At 36.1% G+C, this 21,210-nt stretch carries 20 protein-coding genes; 11 read left to right on the forward strand and 9 right to left on the reverse strand.

What is annotated here, in order from left to right:
• Positions 1 to 14: 14 nt before the first annotated feature.
• Genes MG290_RS09410 through MG290_RS09420 form a run of 3 tightly spaced genes read right to left on the reverse strand, consistent with a single transcriptional unit; the run spans position 15 to position 4,314 of the window.
• On the reverse strand, positions 15 to 2,657 hold the full coding sequence (locus MG290_RS09410; RefSeq protein ID WP_264561059.1) for a hypothetical protein: 2,643 nt from the start codon (positions 2,655 to 2,657) through the stop codon (positions 15 to 17).
• A gap of 2 nt (positions 2,658 to 2,659) precedes the next feature.
• Positions 2,660 to 3,163 carry a hypothetical protein gene (locus MG290_RS09415; protein ID WP_264561060.1) on the reverse strand — a complete coding sequence of 168 codons (504 nt, stop codon included), beginning with the start codon at positions 3,161 to 3,163 and terminating at the stop codon, positions 2,660 to 2,662.
• Between the two features lie 2 nt (positions 3,164 to 3,165).
• A complete protein-coding gene (locus tag MG290_RS09420; RefSeq protein WP_264561061.1) occupies positions 3,166 to 4,314 on the reverse strand; it encodes a hypothetical protein in 1,149 nt (382 codons plus the stop codon).
• A gap of 407 nt (positions 4,315 to 4,721) precedes the next feature.
• On the opposite strand from MG290_RS09420, the gene MG290_RS09425 reads away from it, so the two are divergent.
• The 11 genes from MG290_RS09425 (at position 4,722) to MG290_RS09475 (ending at position 16,219) form a co-directional block, all read left to right on the forward strand.
• The gene (locus MG290_RS09425; RefSeq protein ID WP_264561062.1) at positions 4,722 to 5,147 is read left to right on the forward strand and encodes a hypothetical protein; all 426 of its coding nucleotides are present in this window, start codon (positions 4,722 to 4,724) and stop codon (positions 5,145 to 5,147) included.
• A 73-nt stretch (positions 5,148 to 5,220) separates the two neighbouring features.
• The gene (locus MG290_RS09430; RefSeq protein WP_264561063.1) at positions 5,221 to 5,604 is read left to right on the forward strand and encodes a YchJ family protein; all 384 of its coding nucleotides are present in this window, start codon (positions 5,221 to 5,223) and stop codon (positions 5,602 to 5,604) included.
• Complete coding sequence (locus MG290_RS09435; protein WP_264561064.1) at positions 5,604 to 5,786, forward strand: hypothetical protein; 183 nt, start codon at positions 5,604 to 5,606, stop codon at positions 5,784 to 5,786. The genes MG290_RS09430 and MG290_RS09435 overlap by 1 nt, the downstream gene beginning before the upstream one ends.
• A 2-nt stretch (positions 5,787 to 5,788) precedes the next feature.
• Positions 5,789 to 6,994, forward strand: a complete 1,206-nt coding sequence (locus tag MG290_RS09440) for a metallophosphoesterase family protein (protein WP_264561065.1) — start codon at positions 5,789 to 5,791, stop codon at positions 6,992 to 6,994.
• A gap of 3 nt (positions 6,995 to 6,997) precedes the next feature.
• On the forward strand, positions 6,998 to 10,036 hold the full coding sequence (locus tag MG290_RS09445) for an AAA family ATPase (RefSeq protein ID WP_264561066.1): 3,039 nt from the start codon (positions 6,998 to 7,000) through the stop codon (positions 10,034 to 10,036).
• Between the two features lie 89 nt (positions 10,037 to 10,125).
• Positions 10,126 to 10,827 (forward strand): ABC transporter ATP-binding protein, encoded by a 702-nt coding sequence (locus tag MG290_RS09450; protein ID WP_257500363.1) that lies wholly within the window; start codon positions 10,126 to 10,128, stop codon positions 10,825 to 10,827.
• Entirely contained in the window at positions 10,820 to 12,067 is a 1,248-nt protein-coding gene (locus MG290_RS09455; RefSeq protein WP_264561067.1) for an ABC transporter permease, read from the forward strand. The genes MG290_RS09450 and MG290_RS09455 overlap by 8 nt, the downstream gene beginning before the upstream one ends.
• 3 nt (positions 12,068 to 12,070) lie before the next feature.
• A complete protein-coding gene (locus MG290_RS09460; RefSeq protein WP_264561068.1) occupies positions 12,071 to 13,339 on the forward strand; it encodes an ABC transporter permease in 1,269 nt (422 codons plus the stop codon).
• Positions 13,340 to 13,414: 75 nt separating this feature from the next.
• On the forward strand, positions 13,415 to 14,512 hold the full coding sequence (locus MG290_RS09465) for an efflux RND transporter periplasmic adaptor subunit (protein WP_264561069.1): 1,098 nt from the start codon (positions 13,415 to 13,417) through the stop codon (positions 14,510 to 14,512).
• 73 nt (positions 14,513 to 14,585) lie between these two features.
• Positions 14,586 to 15,947 carry a TolC family protein gene (locus tag MG290_RS09470; protein WP_264561070.1) on the forward strand — a complete coding sequence of 454 codons (1,362 nt, stop codon included), beginning with the start codon at positions 14,586 to 14,588 and terminating at the stop codon, positions 15,945 to 15,947.
• On the forward strand, positions 15,947 to 16,219 hold the full coding sequence (locus MG290_RS09475) for a hypothetical protein (protein ID WP_264561071.1): 273 nt from the start codon (positions 15,947 to 15,949) through the stop codon (positions 16,217 to 16,219). The genes MG290_RS09470 and MG290_RS09475 overlap by 1 nt, the downstream gene beginning before the upstream one ends.
• 88 nt (positions 16,220 to 16,307) lie before the next feature.
• Here the strand turns inward: MG290_RS09475 and MG290_RS09480 are convergent, their stop codons facing one another.
• The 6 genes from MG290_RS09480 to MG290_RS09505 all read right to left on the reverse strand — a co-directional run bounded on the left by MG290_RS09480 (position 16,308) and on the right by MG290_RS09505 (position 21,206).
• Entirely contained in the window at positions 16,308 to 16,685 is a 378-nt protein-coding gene (locus MG290_RS09480) for a hypothetical protein (protein WP_264561072.1), read from the reverse strand.
• A 113-nt stretch (positions 16,686 to 16,798) separates the two neighbouring features.
• Entirely contained in the window at positions 16,799 to 17,206 is a 408-nt protein-coding gene (locus tag MG290_RS09485; RefSeq protein ID WP_257500355.1) for a hypothetical protein, read from the reverse strand.
• 103 nt (positions 17,207 to 17,309) lie between these two features.
• Positions 17,310 to 18,479 (reverse strand): class I SAM-dependent rRNA methyltransferase, encoded by a 1,170-nt coding sequence (locus tag MG290_RS09490; protein ID WP_264561073.1) that lies wholly within the window; start codon positions 18,477 to 18,479, stop codon positions 17,310 to 17,312.
• Between the two features lie 98 nt (positions 18,480 to 18,577).
• The gene (locus MG290_RS09495) at positions 18,578 to 19,837 is read right to left on the reverse strand and encodes an AI-2E family transporter (RefSeq protein ID WP_264561074.1); all 1,260 of its coding nucleotides are present in this window, start codon (positions 19,835 to 19,837) and stop codon (positions 18,578 to 18,580) included.
• An 8-nt stretch (positions 19,838 to 19,845) separates the two neighbouring features.
• The gene (locus MG290_RS09500) at positions 19,846 to 20,502 is read right to left on the reverse strand and encodes a CoA transferase subunit B (protein WP_257500352.1); all 657 of its coding nucleotides are present in this window, start codon (positions 20,500 to 20,502) and stop codon (positions 19,846 to 19,848) included.
• Between the two features lie 2 nt (positions 20,503 to 20,504).
• Positions 20,505 to 21,206, reverse strand: coding sequence for a CoA transferase subunit A (locus MG290_RS09505; protein ID WP_264561075.1), 702 nt, complete (start codon positions 21,204 to 21,206; stop codon positions 20,505 to 20,507).
• Positions 21,207 to 21,210: the final 4 nt, after the last annotated feature.

A 21,210-nucleotide genomic window follows, 5' to 3' on the forward strand; every position in this document is an offset into this window, starting at 1 on the left:
TCTACTGTAATATTTTACTTATTATGCGTATTTGGAAGCATCGGGTTTGTAATCGCTATACAATTTTTTATTTGTATAGATACTTCGTTGGATATATTTTCACAATTCACATTATTTAGCACTTTTAAACGCACTTTTGTTTCATTTAAAGCATTGGAAGCATGGGTGATATTTAAGGTGTTGTTGCTTACCGAAACAACGCCACTAAAAGTAGCATTTGTTAATACATTCCAAACCGAAGGTGCAGATGCCGTAGCATATTCCCAAGTATAAGTAGTAGCATTTGCCACAGCAACCGTTATTTGTGTATCGTTATTTTCACAAATACTAATATTGGGAACATTTTGCGCTACCGTAGGTAAAGCATTCACGGTAATCGTAAAAGACACTTTAGGACCAACGCACAAAGTTCCTGAAACCGAAGTTCCTTCTGCTACCCAATAATTATGTGAACCAACTGCTGTTGGGTTTGGTACAGATGCTAAAGGTGTGGTTGCACTTGCCGAATCAAAGTAATATAACTGATAACCGTTTGTAACGCCTGTTGGTGATAAAGCATTTTGCAGAACCACTGGATTACCTTGACAAACCGATACATTTTGAGCTGTTGGCTGTGTAGTTACCAATATCAACGATGTTTGTAACCTTATATAACAACCGGCATCCATACCCGGAACTACTGCATAATAAGTTCTCTTTGAACCATCGGTATTAACCGGAAAATTACCGGTAACAACATTTGTAGTAGAGCTGTAACTTGAAGGTTCAGACGTAAAAAATTTGGTTAGTAATGGATACTTGTCTGCAATTTGCGCACGTGGAAAGGCATTACCTGCCAAGGAACAAAATGCTTTAAACTGCAACATTCCATTTTCAACCGGAGGTGGAGCACAGTTTTGAATAAATTGTTGACTCACAGCAATAGTAGATTCAAAATCTGTAAATATTGGACCTTCACAAACACCACTTACATATTCGCGAATAAGTTTTGAATTTACAATACTTCCTGAAGTAGCACCAGTTCCAGTAATTGTCCCATTTACATTGATCTTTAATCCGCATGGTCCGGCTGAAGAAAGCAATGCACAATTTTCGGTAGTTTTAAATTTGTAATTCAATGATCCTTGTAGTACATCTCTGTTGGGGTCTAGTGGCAATGTACCTATATTCCAAACCAATTTTCCTCCGGGATAATCCTGTGGAGTTGCTCCAACCGGAGCCCAAGCTGGCTTCTCCCAAGTAACAGTGGTTCCGTTAGGAATTTTTATTGTAGGATGAGATCCTACTGTAATTGTAGAACTGTCATAATGTAGATTAAAAGGAATAGGAATTTCTATTTTAAGATTATTAACCGCTTCTGTTCCTTTGTTATACAAATTTAAATCAAATTCTAATTCTTGACCAGGATCTACTGTTGTTCCCGAGGGTGGCGTGTTAACAGCCGTTATATTTTCTGCAACTACATCGGGTACATAGGCATCTACCGCAAAAATAATGCTGTAAATTGTATAGGTATCTTGATTGGTTCCAAAACGAAAACGTGTAGATGTTTGATTGTTTGTAATGATGTTCTTAGAGCTATTTGGCAAATCAAACATCGCAATATCTAATCCGTAATTGTTGGTGTAATTTGGTGTTCGGGTATTTCCACCAGTATTAACAGACGAATTAAAGAAATTATTAGTGGTATTTCCGCTATGACTTAAACGCACCCAGTTACTGTTAGCTGCATTGCGAATATCAAATACATCGCCACTAATTCCTTGATCTCCTTCGCCTGCCATCATTCCCATCTTCACATTAACAGCTCCGCTTTGTGCTGCGCGAAAACCAGAAACAGAAAGTTGTCCGTAAGTTGTAACTGGTCCAGTCTGATTACAGCCCCACCATCTCGGATCAATACACTCTGTTTGACCATCGTAAGCAATGTAGCTATAGCCATCAAACATAGTGATATCACGCCATTTCATTTCCGGGTTTTCAAATATCACTACTATTCCCCATCCACCATAATAACCAACAGAGCCACCATTACCTACTGTTGTAGCTACATCGGCTACAGAAAAAGTTCCCCATGCATTTCCTAAATTTCGTACTTGTTGCGTAATATCTGCAAACGCCGAATACATTCCATCAACATCAGAAGCTCCAAAATGGATTCCATTAGCCGTTATTTCCGTGTAAGCAGTTTGACTTGGTAATTTTAACTTAACTTTGTTCTTAACCAAACCGTTACCTAATGTTAGAGATGAACTACCATCTCCACGACCCGACCAATACAAACCTGCATAGATTATTTTAGAACAGTCTTGATTAAATCCAGAAGGGTGTGATAGTACTGCAGAGGACGAGTTTTGAATAGCCGCAGGATCACCAGATAGTTTATGAAATACCATATTGGTATTGTTACTATTGTTAGCATCAGGGTTACCCGATTGCCATTGTCTTCTATCATATAAATTAGAATTTCCAATCATCAGGAAATCTCCTCGAAGATTGTAAATGCCTCCAGTTGGTGCACCTCCTGGTGAATTGGCTGAAGTACGTAATGAAAAATTTTCTTTGTTTTGTACTTGCGCCATCAGATAATTTCCTGAAAGCAATAGCAGAAATAAAGCAAATATTCTTAACGCTATATAATTTTTTTTATATACCATGACTATCTATCTATTTTTAATTTTTCGATCAGTATAGTACTATTCATATTTTTATTACTGATATGCTCTGCTACTAAAAGAGTTATAGCATCTACCTGGTTGTGATTGTATCCTTTTATAAGAACATATTCCAGATTTCTTAATGGAAATAAATTAAAATTCAAGTTACTAGGTATTGTATCATTAACATTTACTATTAAAACTTTACATTGTTGCAATTGCCATGTAAGGTTATTTAAAGCTGATGATCCACTTAAATCTTCTATTTCAATAACATCAAAAGGTTTTCCTGTTGATTCAACTGCATCAACAACTCCTTGTGCGGTTATGTATGTAAAAGAAGTTTGTCCGTATAGCCTTTCCTTCAGTTGATCTTGAGAAGCTACAGACATACTGTCTAAAGCTTGAGTGACTGATAATGTGTTTACTACAGTATTCTGCGCCTGTGTTTTGAACCCAAAGCATAGTGCAATAAACATTGTTATATATAAAACTGCTTTTTTCATAATTAATCTTCTTTAACAGCAAAAACAATATTTATAAAGCTGCCATTATTAATATTAGCAGATGCACTCACCGTATAAGTCATAAGTCCGGCTGGTGTGATGCTATTAATCGTAAAAACCCCCGATGTGGCATGTGTTACATGATATCCCAATTCGCTGGCTGGTAAAACGGGAAGTGCAGCAGCACCTGTGCTACTCATTACTGGGCTGCCAAATTGTGTGCTGTATATTTGATAAAGATCAATAGTTCCGATTCGTGTTGTATTATTATAGGTAACACCTGTTTGACCAGCCAATTGACTCTCTGCTGTGGGCACTAATACCGATGGCATATAGAAAAATTTAGGCATTGCTGCTTTTAAAGCCTTCACTGTTCCATCTTGGTTCACAGCCATTAAATGCTGTGTAATTCCAGTAGTAGCGTTTGTAGCTTGGGTTTTGGTTTTATCAAGCCCAGTAATTGCTAAATTACTACCTCCGGTTGCAATGGTAAAAGCATTTCCATTGTTTGAAATGGTAGTGGCTCTTGTTAAATTCCCTCCTAACTTTACTTTTCCATCATGTATTTCTACACCACTTTCTGCCATTCCACTTAAACTTGGGGTTACGGCTTCCCATTGGTTCAAAGAACTGTTATATGTTAAAACCTGTCCGTTTACATTTGGGGCGGTACTGCTTACAGCTGTTCCTTGAATTTTCTCTACCTTTGTACTATTCGCTGCGCCTGTTACATCACCATTCAACGTTATTCCAGCTGTATTGGCGCTTACTGTGTAAGTAGTTATATTTCCCGACACATTAGGAACCACCGATATTCCCGTTCCTGGTGCTACTATTGCATTGTTATCAATCGCCGCTACGTCTTCTCCATTCAATAGTCGTTGCCATTTATTTTGATACCAATAATAATAACCAGGTGTAACGTCACTAGTATATGCTGTATTATAAACAAAAAGACTATTGATATTTCCTGGTGTAATAGAAGTGTTGTCGGTAGTGGAGGTAAGGTTTACTTGTGGAAATAAAACACCTTTACTATTTGATACTATTTCTAACTGAGAAGATGCATTAGGTGTTCTAGTTCCTATCCCTACCTGACCTTGACTATATGCACCCAATGATACCACAGAAAAGACTGTAGCTAATGCCATTTTTTTCATAATCGTTCTTAATAATTATTTTTTAACACACTCATTTTAAGTATGTTTTACTCTTATCTAAATCTTCATTACGAGCATAAAATTAATGATTATTGAACCTACATTATTCACTAACCTATTGAAAATAACAGATTTAAGCTATACAAAAAACAACATATAACATATTTAAGCTATCGATAAGAAACAAAAAACTTTGAAATTTTATAAAATATCTAATCCCATTTTGAAAAAATACTTATTACGAAGAATGATAAATATGTTATAAAGTTGGTTTTGCCTCCTTAAATTTTTTAATGTTCTCAAACCTCGTTTTTGTTGTAATAATGTTAAGTTTTTATCGTCGTTAAAAAAAAAATTGTACTTTAGTCACTGTTTTTTTAATATTATAAATAAAGATTATGAAAAAGATGATTTTTGGGACATTCATGTTCTTCGCAATACAAGTTGGTTTTGCACAATCACAAGATGCACAAACATTTGTTAGCAACATGGGCGTTAAAGCGCAAATAGAAGGTGCAAAACAGCAAATTTTACCTGCTATTGACACAGCAAAAGTAGATGAGTTTACAAAAGAGTTTGATGCAGTAGCAAGCAGCTTTATTACCGATTTTACAAAATTAGTTGACGAAAACTACGACGCTAACGAAATAAAAGATGCCAACAAAAAATACGCGGAAACAAAAGAAATGACGCAAATTGCTCCAAAAGATGCAGCAGCTTTTGAACAAAAAATCAATGCTTTACAGGCAGAAGTAGGTATGAGCATGCAAGGTTTGGTTATGAAATATGCTAGTGCAGAAGCAATGCAACAAGCAGAAGAATAAGCAACAGCAAAAAAGATAAAGAGAGGCATTTACGCCTCTTTTTTTATGCGTATTTTTGAAAAAACATTACACTATGAATTGTCCGTGCTGTTCCTCTAAACTATATGCAGAATGCTGTGAACCTTATCACAGTAAAACTAAACACGCACCCACTGCCGAAGCCTTAATGCGTTCGCGATATTCTGCATTTACCATTCCCAACGGCGACTATTTAATAAATACCACTTTGCCCGCAAAACGAAAGTTTCATACCAAAGAAGAATTGCAGCAATGGGGCGAAATCAATCAATGGATCAAGTTGGTAATTGTAAATATTCCTACCATAAATCAGGTGGAATTCAAGGCATATTATATCGATCAAGATCAAAACGAACAAGTACATCACGAATTATCGGTGTTTCAAAAAATGAACGATCGCTGGTATTATGTTTCGGGCAAATTCTTAAACGACAATTAATGTTTAAAAACAAGTGTATATTTGAAATGGGAAGAAGAAACGAAACCAACCGATTGGCGCATAAGAAAAAAGTTGATCAGAAAAAGAGTAAAGCAACTAATGCAGAGGCACTTCGAAAAGAAAAATTGAAGCAAATTCAGCAACGATTCAACCAAGCTAACCAAAAATTAAAAGAAGAATAATTATGAAAGTATTGCACACCGCCGATTGGCATTTAGGAAAGCGTTTAGATGGTTTTTCGCGATTTGAAGAGCAGATTGATGTAATGAACGAAATCTTTGAAATTGCCGATCGCGAAAAGGTGGATTTGGTTTTAATTGCTGGCGATTTGTTCGATGCTTTTAATCCGGCGGTTGAAGCGGTTGATTTATTCTACAAAACCCTGAAACGACTTACAAATAATGCAAAACGCCCGGTAATTGCCATTGCCGGCAATCATGATTCGCCCGATCGCATTAATGCACCCGATCCTTTAGCTCGTGAATGCGGAATAATTTTAATTGGTTATCCAAACGAAAAGGTCAATTTGTTTGAATTGGATCATTTTAAAATCACAAAATCTGTAGAAGGATTTATTGAACTAAAAATAAATCATATCGAATTTCCCATTCGAATCATTCATACGCCGTATGCCAACGAAATCCGCTTAAAACAATATTTTGGCGAAGAAAAAGAAGAACAATTAAACAGTGTTTTAAAAGATCAATGGACCAAGATTGCCGATGAATTTTGTGATGAAAAAGGCGTAAACATTTTGCTTTCGCATTTATACATGAATAAGCGCGGCACAACAATTTTAGAAGAACCTGAAGGCGAAAAACCCATTAAAATTGGTACTGCAGATATGGTTTATTCAGATTGTATTCCGCCGCAAATTCAATATACCGCTTTGGGTCATTTGCATGCCTTTAACAACATTGGTACTGCCGAAAAACCGGTTGTTTATTCGTCGTCGCCTTTGTGTTACAGTTTTAGCGAAGCTGGTCAAACCAAATATGTATCCATCATTAATGCGCAACCAAATCAAGAGGTGAATTTTACGAAAATAGAACTTACCAAAGGAAAAGCATTGGTTCGTAAAACCTTTCAACTGGTTGATGATGCGGTAAATTGGTTGGTTCAAAATCCAGATACCTTGGTAGAGTTGACCATGGAAACCGATACTTTTTTAACAACAGAAGAGCGAAAAGCCATTTTTCAGGCACATGCGGGTATTGTACATTTAATTCCGAAGGTAAAAAATGGGTATGTTAATGAAATTTCAGCAAAAGAAATCAACCTCAATCAGGATATTAAACATCTTTTTAAAGATTATTTTAAATCTAAAAATGCCCAACAAGAACCCAATAATGAATTAATGGATTTGTTTAACGAAATTTTGAATAATTAACCTATGATCCCCATTAAACTTACCATAGAAGGTTTGTATTCGTATCAAAAAAGACAAACCATTGATTTTGAAAACCTGATAAATGCGGGTTTGTTCGGTATTTTTGGATCGGTGGGTTCGGGTAAATCATCTATTTTAGAAGCCATTACGTTTGCTTTGTACGGCGAAACCGAACGTTTAAACAAGCAAGACAAACGTGCATATAACATGATGAATTTAAAATCTAGCACGGCGTTTATTGCGTTTGATTTTTATAATTACGAAGACAAAATATTTCGGGTAACACGCGAATTTAAACGAAATTCTAAACGATTTGACGATATTAAATCGCCAACCGTTGTTTTTTATGAATGGATAAACGACCATTGGATTCCGTTAAATCATAGCAATGCACAAGTAATTGTTGGGTTGAGTTACGATAATTTTAAACGAACAATCATCATTCCGCAAGGCAAGTTTAAAGAGTTTATTGAATTGGGTGCAAAAGACAGAACCCAAATGATGAAAGAGATTTTTAAACTGCATCGATTTGATTTAGCTGATAAAGTTTCGGTTTTAAACAGTAAAAATCTAACGGAATTAAATCAACTAGAAGGAAAATTGTCGGGTTACGATGAAGTTTCCGAAGAAAACATTGCTGTTCTAAAAGATAAACTTGCCAGTGAAACTGAAATTGCAAATGAAAAGCAAACGATTTTTAAAACGATTAACGATAAATTACAGCATTTAAAATCGTTAAAAACCGATTTTGAATCGTTGCAAAACAAGAAAAAACAGTTTGCAGAACTGACGAATCAAAAACCGGAAATCGATCAAAAGAAAACGCAACTGGAGGTTTACGAACGTGTTAATAAAACGTTTAATCAGCTGTTGATTGATGGTAAAAAAAATGAAAAGGATATTGAACAGCAATCAAATCTGTTGCTAAAAGAAAAATCACTTTTGCAAAATTCAGAAGCAGAATTGCTTCAAATTGAAGCGGCAATTACCGAAATAAAACCTTATGTTGATGATTTGCCCAACAAGCGTTTACAGGAAAACGATTTAGATTTTATTGCTAAAATTCTTAAGTTTTCAACTGATGTTGTGGAACTAAAAAACCGAACAGTTAATGGCGAAGTGAAGGTTCGTGAAGTGGAACAAACAGTTCAAAAAATACATCAAACCATAAAAGAAACCGAAAAAGAAATAATTGATCTTACTGAAAATCAGATTGAAACCGATGTTTTAATCCATATAGGTGATTGGTTTAGCAAAAAGCAACATTTAGTAAAAGAACTGAATCTGCAACAAGAAAAAAGCAATCAATTAAGAAGCGAAATTCAATTAATTGAAAAGGAATTAATCAGTGATAAAATTGATATCTCTACTTTTGAAAATGATGTAAAAATTGTAAACGATACTTTTTCGCAACAAAAAAAGGAATTGAATGCTAAAATGCAATCGTTTCAAGTGCAGCAAGAGTTGGCACATTTTGCGCACAACTTGCACAGCGGCGAGGCGTGTCCGCTTTGTGGTTCGTTGGAACATCCCGAGATTTTAACGTTGAACGATGTTACTTTACATATAAATGATGTTCAGAACGAAATAAATTTAATGGAAGAAAAGCAGAATAATGCTGTAGAATTCGCGAATAAAATCCGACAAAAAATTCAGAAGTTTTCCATGCTTCAAGAGCAATTTTCTAGCGAGAATAATCGTTTAGAAGATTTAAAAAATCAGATTGTTCAGCATAACACTACTTTTATTTGGACAGATTTTAATGCAGATGACTTTGAAGATTTTCAACAGAAAAAACAAGTTTCGATTGATGTAACCAAACAAATCGAACTTAAAAACAAATTCATTTCAGAACAAAGAATAAGTTTAGAAAGTCAGCAGGAAACAGTAGAAAAATATAGAAAAGCTTTAGAAAAATTCAAGTTAGAAGAAGCAGAAAAACAAGCACAAATCAATCAAAATTTAAGCAATTTAAAAGTGCTTGCTTTTACAGATTTTACTGCGTTTTCTGTTGAAGAAATAGAACAAAAATTACGAGATTTAAAAGCGTTTAATCAAAAAACAGAAAATGATTTTACTTTGTTCAATCAGCAGTTTCATCAGTTAAACACGCAAATTCAGGTTCAAAAAAACTCAATTGCATCAACTGAAAAACAATTGTTCGATTTGAATAAAAATCTAGCGGAATTAAATGATTTGTTCAATAAGAATTTAGTCGATCAAAACATTGAAAACAAAGAAAAAGTTGTTGAAATACTTGATTTGAATTGGAATGTAGAAGCAGTTCGAAAAGAAATTGAAGATTTTACCATTGCATATGAAATACTGAAAAATCAAATTCAGGAATTAGAAGCAAAGTTAAAAGACGAATTTTTCAATGAAAACGACTATCTGCAACTCGAAAAGGCGTTTGAAACTGCAGATTTTGAATTAAAAATCGCAACCGAAAATGTTACTAAAACCAATGCGGAAATTAGTCGTTTAACCGAAGCGTTCCATCAGAAAAAGGAATTGTTAACAGCATTAGATCAACTTAAAAAACGAGCAGAAAACTTAAAAACCATGGGCAATTTGTTTAAAGCTGCAGGGTTTGTTCAATATGTATCGTCGATTTATTTGAAACAATTGTGCGAAAATGCCAATGTGCGTTTCCGTAAAATGACGCGAAACCAATTGAGTTTACAGGTTAACGAAACAAACGATTTTGAAGTGATTGATTATTTAAACGAAGGCAGAACGCGCAGTGTGAAAACACTTTCAGGCGGACAATCGTTTCAAGTTTCGTTGAGTTTAGCGTTGGCGTTGGCAGAAAGCGTTCAGACTAATTCTTTAGCAAATAAAAACTTTTTCTTTATCGATGAAGGTTTTGGAACGCAAGATGCCGAATCGGTGAATATTGTGTTTGAAACGCTGAATAACCTGCACAAAGAAAATCGTATTGTGGGGATTATTTCGCACGTTGAAGAGCTGAAAGAACGCATTCCTATTGCTTTGCAAATCACAAAATCTGCTGAAAACGGCAGCGAGATTGCAGTTTTGTGAAAGAGGTAGTTTAAAAAAACACTAAGCATTTGTAACAATTCCGAAAAAACCATACTCACTAACAAACAACACTTAAAAACAGCAGCATCATGATAGAAATTAAAGAGCTTCACAAATCCTACCAAATGGGTAAAAACGCATTACATGTTCTTAAAGGAATCAATTTTAATGTAAAAGAAGGTGAATTTGTTTCTATTATGGGAAGTTCGGGTTCGGGTAAATCAACACTGTTGAATATCATCGGAATTTTAGATGAAGCCGATGAAGGCTCATACATCTTAGACGGTGTGCCCATTAAAAACCTCAACGAAACCATTGCATCGCAATACCGCAATCAATTTTTAGGTTTTGTTTTTCAATCATTTAATTTAATTAATTACAAAACAGCATTGGATAATGTGGCTCTTCCTTTGTATTATCAAGGTATGGCCCGAAAAGAACGCATGGAGCGTTCTATGCATTATTTAGAGAAAGTGGGCTTGGCAAATTGGGCAAAACATTTACCCAATGAATTATCGGGCGGACAAAAACAACGTGTGGCAATTGCCCGTGCGTTGGCTTCCAACCCAAAAGTATTGCTTGCAGATGAGCCAACTGGGGCTTTAGACACCAAAACATCGTATGAAGTTATGGATTTGATCCAACAGATAAACGATGAAGGAAAAACCGTTTTGGTGGTAACCCACGAACCCGATATTGCCGATATGACCAAGCGGATTGTTTTTTTAAAAGACGGACAAATAGAATCTGATAAAATTGTTAACCAAGTAAGAGCATCGCAATATGTTTAGTATTGAACGCTGGCAAGAAATATTCGAAGGATTAGCTAAAAACAAGCTGCGAACGGTGCTTACGGGCGTTTCTGTGGCTTCGGGTATTTTTATCCTCGTAATTTTGTTGGGTGCTGGAAATGGTATTCAAAACGGCATTCAAAAACAGTTTGAACAAGATGCTGTAAACCGAATCAGCGTTTGGGCGGGCGTAACTCAAAAAGAACACAAGGGTTTGGGCGTGGGCAGAAATGTGCAGCTTCGCAATTCCGATTATGAATATACCACCCGTTTATTTAAGGATTATATCGATAGAAAATCGGCTGTTTTTTCGGTTTGGAATGGAAACATTGTGTATAAAGAAGAAGCCGGAAACTATCGGGTAGAAGGGGTGCACCCTGATTATCAGTTTATCGAAAATGCGTCAATTACAATAGGGCGATTCATCAATCAAAACGATATTTCCAACTTTGAAAAAAATATCATCATTGGACAAAAAGTGGCATCGGATCTTTTTAAAAAAGGAGAAAATCCTTTGGGGAAAGAGCTCAATGTTTCGGGAATGATTTATAAAGTTGTTGGTGTTTATACCGATCCGGGCGGCGAACGCGAAGAAAGCCGCGTGTTTATCCCTATTGCTACTGCCCAAAAAGCTTATAGTGCCGGCGACAGTATTCGCAGCATGGCATTTACACTTAGAAAAGGTGCCGATTTTGATAACGCTGTAGCAGAATCACAAGCTTTTACCAATGAACTTAGCACGTTTTTAAAAGCGCGCCACAATATAGCACCCGACGATGAAGGTGCATTGGTGATAAACAATTCGTTAGAACAAGCCAAAAACATTTACATTGTTACCGGCGGGGTGAAAGCCTTTTTCTGGTTTGTGGGTATTTGTACCATCATTGCCGGTGTGGTTGGTGTGGGCAATATCATGCTGATTATTGTGAAGGAACGAACAAAAGAAATCGGAATTAGAAAAGCCTTGGGAGCTTCGCCATTTTCTATCATAACCATGATTTTGCACGAAGCGGTTTTTATCACCGTTATTGCTGGTTTTTCTGGATTAATAGCAGGTTTGTTGGTTTGGGAACTCATTGGCCCGTATGTAGAAGCCGACTTTTTTACCCGCCCAGAAGTGGATTTTAACGTAGCCATAACCACATTGATTATATTGATTGTTGCCGGAGCTTTTGCAGGGTTTGTTCCTGCATATAAAGCTGCAAAAATTAGACCTATTGTTGCATTAAGAGGAGAATAAATTATGTTTAACCGAGATAAATGGAATGAAATCATTGAGGCGCTTTCAGCCAACCCTTTTAGAACACTCATCACAGCGTTTGGTGTGTTTTGGGGTATTTTTATTTTGGTAATTCTGCTTTCTGCAAGTCAGGGTTTGCAAAATGGGATCAAAAGGCAAATGGGTGGTTTATCTACCAACACCATGTTTATGTGGACACAAGCTACATCAAAACCTTTTAAAGGCTTGCCGCAAGGCAGAAATTTCAACTTTAAAAACGGTGATGTGGATGCTATTAAAAGAAATATCAATGGGCTGCTCTATGTTTCTCCCCGCAACCAGTTAGGAGGGTTTAGAGGAAGCAACAACGTTGTTCGCGGCACTAAAACAGGTGCTTATAACGTGTATGGTGATTACCCAGAGTTTATTTTGCAACAACCAATGGACATTCTTAAAGGGCGATTTATTAATTATGGAGATATTGCAAACAAACGAAAAGTAACCGTGATTGGGGAAGGCGTTATTCGGGAATTATATGAACCGGGCGAAGAAGTTTTAGGCTCGTACATAAAAGTGCAAGGTGTAAATTTTTTAGTTGTAGGAATATATAAAAGCATTTCGAATATGGGAGGCGATGCAGAGGAAAGTCAAAAACAACTTTTTATGCCTTTTACCACCTTTCAGCAAGCATTTAATTATGGCGATGTAGTGGGATGGATGGCAATTACTGCCGATGATCAAACACCTATTACCGATATTAAAGCTACTATTTTTGACTTGTTGAAAAACCGCCACACCATTGATCCCGCCGATGAAAGAGCCATTGGACATTTTGATTTGTATCAAGAATTTAAAAAGATAAATGGGTTGTTTTCCATTTTAACAGCGGTTTCATACATTGTAGGAATTTTCATATTGGGTTCAGGCATTATTGGTATTGTAAACATTATGCTGATTATTGTAAAAGAACGCACCCAAGAAATTGGCATCCGCAGAGCATTAGGCGCCACACCTGCTGTAATTATCAAACAAATTCTTACCGAATCGGTAGTTTTATCGCTCATTGCTGGTATGGCAGGAATCATTTTTGCATCGGTGGTGCTGGCACTCATTAATTTAGGTTTAGAAAACGCACCAAACAGCGATCAAATACCAATTGTAAACCCAAGCGTACATTTAGGCGTAGTGGTAATTGCATTGTTAATATTAGTAGTTGCCGGACTTTTAGCAGGATTAATCCCAGCGATTACAGCCATTAAAGTAAAACCAATTGATGCATTAAGAACAGAGTAAAAGAGAATAGAAGAGTATTCTAATAAACAGATCAACAATTAAACAAATCAACGAATAAACAAATAAAAAATAGATATGAAAAAAGGTTGTACCATTTCCATTTTAGTTTTTTTAGCAATAGCTTTTGCAGGTGCATTATTTTGGTTGTATCAAAAAAACGCACAACCGCCAGTGGTGTATGAAACCGAAAAAGCCGAAATACGCTCTATCTCTAAAAGTACAGTTGCCACTGGAAACATCAACCCAAAAGAAGAAGTGTTGATTAAACCAAACATATCCGGAATTATAGAAGAAGTATATGTAGAAGCTGGTGACTATATTAAAAATGGCGATTTAATTGCAAAAATTAAAGTAGTACCCAATGTATCAAGCTTAAACTCGGCAAACAATCAAATTCAAACAGCAAAAATCGATTTAGAAAATCAAAAAAGAATCTACGAGCGCCAAAAAACCTTGTTTAATAAAGGGGTTATTTCTGCAAATGATTTCGATAATGCCGAAACAGCTTATAAACAAGCCCAACAATCGTATAGCGCTACTGTTCAAAATGCAGAAATCATTCGAACAGGAACCACCAAAGGTATGAGCAATATTGCACAAACCTTAATTAGATCAACTGTTTCGGGTATGGTGCTTGATGTGCCTGTTAAAAAAGGAAATCAAGTAATAGAAGCGAACAATTTCAACGAAGGAACCACCATTGCAAGTTTGGCAGATGTGAGCAACATGATTTTTGAAGGAAAATTAGACGAATCGGAAGTAGGTAAAATCAAATTAGGACTTCCACTAGAAATTACGGTGGGTGCCATTGAAAATAAAAAGTTTGATGCAGTTTTAGATTATATTGCTCCAAAAGGCGTGAATGAAAACGGGGCAATGCAGTTTCCCATAAAAGGTACTTTGGTTAATAAAGACACGACTTTTATTCGTTCTGGATTAAGTGCAAATGCTTCGATTATCCTATCAAAGGCAGATGATGTGTTGGCAATTAAAGAAGGTTTGGTGCAATACGATGAGAAAACCAAAAAATCATTTGTGGAAGTTATGGTTGCAGATCAAAAATTTGAACGTAGAAATGTAGAATTAGGAGTGAGCGATGGCATTTATGTGCAAATTAAGAAAGGAATCACCAAAAACGATAAAATAAAAGTCTGGAATCAGGTTAAAAAGTAGTTGAATCGTTGATTTGTTATATTTATTAATCGGTTAAACAAATCACAGTTAAACAACTAAACAATATGAAAGCATGAAAATACTATCAAAAATAATTATTGCAATTTGTGTATTTTGGACAGGAAATTCGTTTGCCCAAAAAAAATGGACGTTAGACGAATGCGTAAGGCACGCCATGGAAAACAACGTGTCTATTAAACAAATTGAATTAGACAACCAGCTGGCAAATATTGATGAAAAAGATGCTTATGGAAGTTTTTTACCCACCTTAAACGCCTCAGCATCCCATTCATGGAACATTGGTTTAAACACAAACATCACCACGGGTTTGCTAGAAAACCAAACTACCCAGTTTACGTCGGTTGGTGCCACAGCTGGTGTTGACCTTTTTCGTGGATTGCAAAATCAAAACCGCTTTCGCAGATCAAAATTGGCTGTGATTTCCTCGCAATACCAACATTTAAAAATGGAAGAAGATGTGGCTTTAAACGTGGTAAATGCGTATTTGCAGATATTGTTTAACAAAGAAAATATTAAAGTTCAAAAGCAACAATTCAGTGCCGATAGTTTGCAATTGGTGCGTTCGCAAGCTTTGGTTGATGCAGGAATGATTCCCAGTGGCGATTTATATGATATGAAAGCAACTTTAGCCACCGGAAAACAGCGAATCATCCAAGCAGAATATGCGTTATTGGTTTCTAAAATGAGTTTGGCACAACTGCTGCAAATGGAAGATTTTAAAGCGTTTGATATTGCCGATGTGGAATATGAATTTCAACCCAATTCTATTTTCTTTGAAACGCCCGAATCGATCTATCAACAGGCAAAACAAGAACGTACCGAACTAAAAATTGCCGAAAACAATGTGAAAATTGCCGAAAAAGATGTTGACATTGCCAAAGGTGCTCGCTTGCCTTCATTGGTTGGTTTTTATAGCTTCAGTTCACGTGTTTCCTATGCCAATGTGCCCAATGGATTAGGCGGCGTGATGGCACCACCACCATTTTTTGAACAATTAGATATGTTTAAAGGTCATAATTTTGGTCTGCAACTGAATATTCCTATTTTCAATGGATTTTCGGCGCGAAACAATATAGAACGAACAAAAGTAAACCTTGAAAAATCGCGTTTGGCTTTAGAACAAACCGAATTAGATTTAGAGCGAAACATTTATACTGCTTATGCCGATGCAAAAGGTGCGTTAGAAACCTATCTAGCAACCCGAGAAATGCTTAAATCGCGCGAGGAGGCATTTCGCTATACACAAGAACGCTACGAAAATGGTATGGCAACAGCTTTTGATTACAACCAATCGCAAACGCTTTTGGTGAACACACAATCTGATTTATTACGCACCAAATACGACTATTTATTTCGCACCCGTATATTAGAATTTTACTTTGGAATTCCAATCATACCAAATGACTCAGAATAATGAAGAATAAATTAGGAGCATTAACTTTGTTTTTTCTTTTGCTTCTTTTTTGTAATAAATCGTATGCTGAAGGTCAAACTGGAATCACACAAATAGTGAATTTAGCTGATTTTCTTTTAGTTGTTGCTCAGCTTATAGTTTATACTTTTTTTGGTGGCATTATTATACGTTTTATACTACATCATTTTAAAGCTAATATTCATAACAAAAGTTTAATAGTATTTACTTTATCTTTTTTAATGGCTGCGTTTGTTATGGCTATTTCAAATTAAGGAAAACCTACAAGGTCATGCAGACCTTGCAGGTTCTAATATCAAGTTGCTAACAAACTACAACGGAATGTTTCCGTGTTTGCGATCTTTATCTAATATACATTTCCAATCGATTAATAAAGTCTTGAAACGCCACAGCTTCATCCTGCGGAACTCGTTTAGCCAACTCAACAGCTCTTTCTTGATAATCATTTAGCTTTGGTCCTAGTTTTTCTAGCGCTTGCGAATCATTATTTGCAGTTGCAGTGCGATAATCTTGTATAAAATTACTGTATTCCTTTGCAAATTGATCTGCTTCTACATACTGAAACGATGGTACATTTATTGGCTCATCCGTTGGTGGTTCTGGCACATTATTTACACTTTCTACCGGCGGATCAACCATTGGCTCTTGCACTTTATTCTCTTCTTTTTTACAAGCAGCAAAAACAGCTACTACTAATAATGGATAAATTAACTTTTTCATGATTTTCCAATTTTTTATGATACAATAAATATACTAAAAAAATACATGCATTAGAAAAAAAAAGACACAGCGTTGAAGCCATGTCTTTTAAAATAATTTGTTTTGAGGGTATATTACATTCCTTTAGCTAATTGCTCGCTTAATTTAGTAACATACTCTTGCCATAATTTTACATCCTCAGCTGTTAATTTTCCAGCTAATTCAGCTTGTTTTTTACTCCACTCAGTAGCTTTCGCTTGTAATTCTGTAATTTTAGCTGCGTCTCCAGATTTAGCTGCATCCATTTGCTCTTTTATAAATGCAGTATATTCTTCTGCCATTTTTTGAGCTTCAGGAGAACTAAATTTAGGAACTTCTAAAGTTGTTTCAGTAGTAGTTGTTGTAGTTTGCGTTTCTGTTGCAGGATCTACAGTTGTTTCTGTTTCTGTTGTTGTTGTTTCTTCAACTGCAGCTTTTTTTTCATCACAAGATACTACTAACATAGCTGATGCGAACACTGCTGATAACACTAGTTTTTTCATATACGAAATTTTAATTGTTTAATCAAATGTAATTTTTTTTTTTTAAACATAGATAGCTTTTTAATGCTATTTTTTAATAAATATTCTAAAACCCTATAAAATTCTACTCTTCCACATACAAAACAAGTCCTTTGAGATAAGATCCTTCGGGGTGAAACATGTTTACAGGATGGTCTGGTCCTTGCGAAAGCTTGTGCAGAACTCGTACTTTTCTGCCCGACTCTATAGCTGCAGCAGCAACCGTATGGTAGAAAAGTACATCATCTATTACTTGCGAACATGAAAAGGTAAATAAGAAGCCACCTTTGGCAATTGTTTTTAAACCTGCACTATTTAATCGTTTGTAAGCTTGTGTGGCGGTGTGCTTGCTTTTAATGTTTTTTGCAAATGCAGGCGGATCTAACACAATAACTTCATATTGGTGCTTGTTTTCTTTCAAGAATTCAAAAACATCTGATGCAATTGCTTGGTGGTTGCTCGCCGGAAAGTTTAATTCCATATTTTGTGCTGCCAGTTTCACAGCTTTTTCTGAAATATCAACCGATGTAACTAATTGTGCGCCTGCATGCATGGCATAAATAGAGAATCCACCGGTATAACAAAAAGTGTTTAAAACTTTCTTACCTTTAGAATAACGTTGTAATAATTTTCTATTTTCGCGCTGATCTAAAAAGAATCCCGTTTTTTGACCTTCTACCCAATTCACATGAAATTGTATGCTGTTTTCTTTGGCTATTGTTTGGTCGTTGGTTCCAAACAAATGAAAATCGGTTCCGGTTTGTGGCAATGTTTGCGCACTTTTGCAATAAATGGTTTCGCAAAAATTAGGAAAGCACTTTTGAATGGCTTCAGAAATTTTTTGCATATTTAGATAAATTCCTGTGGAGTGTGCTTGTACCACGAAATTTTTATTGTAATAATCGATGATTAAACCCGGAATACCATCGCCTTCGCCATGAATCAATCGAAAGGCGTTTGTTTGCTCTATATCTATAAGTTTTAAGCGCAATTCCCAAGCTGCTTGGAAGCGAATTTGCCAAAAATCCTCAGAAAAATCCTCATCGGCAAACGTTAATATTCGAATTGCTATACTGCCTTTATCGCTATAAAACCCTGTTGCTAAATGTTTGCCATCGTAAGTGGTTACATCAACTGTTTGTCCGTCTTCCAATTCATCACTTACCCCAAAAACGGCTCCGCTAAAAACCCACGGATGCTTGCGCAAAACCGATTTCTCTTTTCCTTGTTTTAATATAACTTTTGCAAATTCCATTGAATTATTTTTTACAAAAATACTAAATACATTGCTTTCTTGGGGAGAATGTGCCATTTATTAAATCAAAAAAATCCCGGAATTTCCGAGATTTATATCTATTTTTCAGGTTCATTTGTAGCGCTATTTTCAGAAGCTGCATCGCTGCCTTCTTCATGATTTTGCTGTTCGGTTTGCAATTCTTTTGGCAACTCACTATCTTTTGGTTTCTTTCGATAAAGGTATCTGTTGTAATATTTTTCGAAAAGAGGTGTTGAAGCGTTGTCTTCGCCTAAAACAAATCCATAGGGGCGCAATCCTTCCACATTATCAAAAATAATTTTTAATATGGCCAAAATAGGAATCGCTAAAAACATACCCGCAATTCCCCAAATTGATTCGGCAATTACGATTCCAAATAAAACCACAAAAGAGTTTAGTGCTACTTTTGAACCGATTATTTTAGGTGTAATGATGTTTCCATCGATCGAATTCACCACAATTACCGCTACAATCACCCACAAAGCTTGAATGGGTTCGCCAGTTGCCAAGGTTACAATAGCTGCTAGGACTGTTGCAGTGAAAATTCCTATATAAGGTATCAAGTTCAAAACTCCGCACAAAACGGCAAACAGCAATGCATATTTAATTCCAATAATACTGTATGCAATAAACATGAGCGCCGATATGGCAATTACCTGTATCAACAATCCAAAAATGTACTGTTTAATGATTGATTGAATTTCGGTGACTACTTCTTTTACTTTTTTATTGTATTTGGGTGGAAAACTCCAGATTAAAAACTTCACCAAATGGCTTCGGTACAATAAAAAGAAGAAAATTGCCAAAAACACAAATGTAGAGGAAGCCAGCATTGATGTTACCGATGTTACTGCTGTGCCCACCACTCCTGATCCCCGTTTTAAAACTTCTTCGGCATTTTTTTCGATATAATTGATTTGTTCTTCTTCTGAAACTCCAAAGCGATCATACACAAACGTTTGCGCTTTATGAAACAAATCGGTAATTTGTTCTTGAAACTCTGGTAAATCTTCGGTGAATTGCGCCATTTGCGTGCCTATAAAATAAATCACGCCCAAAACTGCTAAACTAAACAATATGGGTGATACCAAGGACGATAAAATCCGAGGAAATTTTAATTTCCGCTCTTGAAAATTGGCCAATGGCAACAGCAGCATAGATACCAAAAAACCAATTACCAAAGGTACTAAAACCGATTTTCCCAGAATACAAATATACACAATAGCGATTAAACTAAACAAAACACAAGCCAACCGAATTACAAAAGCAACTTTTTGTTTGGGTGGTTCGTTTGTATAGGCAAAATGGTCGTTTTCTTCGTGATTTTCTTTTTTCATAGCTTTTATTAAATAACCATTTCAGGAATTGTTCCTTCAATAATCAAGTTGGCTTCGGTTGCTTTCACGATATCTTCTACCGAAACGCCCGGAGCACGCTCTAAGAGTTTAAAACCGTTTGGTGTTACTTCTAAAACAGCCAATTCGGTTACCACTTTTTTTACACAACCAACACCTGTGAGTGGTAGTGTACATTTTTTTAATATTTTTGATTCACCGGCTTTGTTCACGTGCATCATGGCTACGATGATGTTTTCTGCCGAAGCAACCAAATCCATAGCTCCGCCCATACCTTTTACCATTTTTCCGGGTATTTTCCAATTGGCAATATCTCCGTTTTCAGAAACTTCCATTGCTCCTAAAATGGTTAAATCTACATGTTGCGAGCGAATCATACCAAAACTTGTAGCCGAATCAAAAAAAACAGCTCCTGGCAAAGTAGTGATTGTTTGTTTACCTGCGTTGATGATGTCTGCGTCTTCTTCTCCTTCAAAAGGGAAAGGCCCCATGCCCAACACACCATTTTCTGATTGAAATTCTACATTCATGCCATCAGGAACATAATTTGCAACCAATGTGGGAATTCCGATTCCTAAATTCACGTAATATCCGTCTTGCAATTCTTTAGCAATTCGCTTTGCAATTCCAATTTTATCTAATGCCATAATTAATCTCTTTTGCGTACAGTTCGTTGTTCAATTCTTTTTTCGTAGTTCGCTCCTTGAAAAATGCGTTTTACATAAATCCCCGGAATGTGTATTTGGTTTGGATCCAATTCGCCAGCGGGTACCAATTCTTCTACTTCGGCAATGGTAATTTTGCCGGCACCTGCCATACACGCATTGAAATTACGGGCAGTGCCTCTGAAAATTAAATTTCCGGCTTCATCGCCTTTCCATGCTTTTACGATGGCAAAATCGGCTTGATAAGCTTCTTCCATTACATACATTTTTCCATTGAATTCACGTGTTTCTTTACCTTCGGCCACTTCTGTTCCGTAACCAGCTGGCGTAAAAAATGCGGGAATACCTGCTTGAGCAGCTCGGCATTTTTCAGCCAATGTGCCTTGAGGTGTGAGTTCAACGTCTAACTCGCCACTTAGCATTTGGCGTTCAAATTCGGCATTTTCGCCCACGTATGATGCAATCATTTTTTTTACCTGACGTTTTTGCAACAGCAAGCCTAATCCAAAATCGTCAACACCTGCATTATTTGAAATACAAGTTAAACCTGTTACGTTCTTGCGAACCAGTTCGGCAATGGAATTTTCCGGGATTCCACTTAAGCCAAATCCTCCAACCATAATGGTTTGATTATCTTGCACATCGTGTAACGCTTCTTGTGCATTTGCAACCTTTTTATTAATCATAATT

It is taken from the genome of Flavobacterium sp. CBA20B-1 (assembly GCF_028473145.1).
GTDB lineage: Bacteria > Bacteroidota > Bacteroidia > Flavobacteriales > Flavobacteriaceae > Flavobacterium.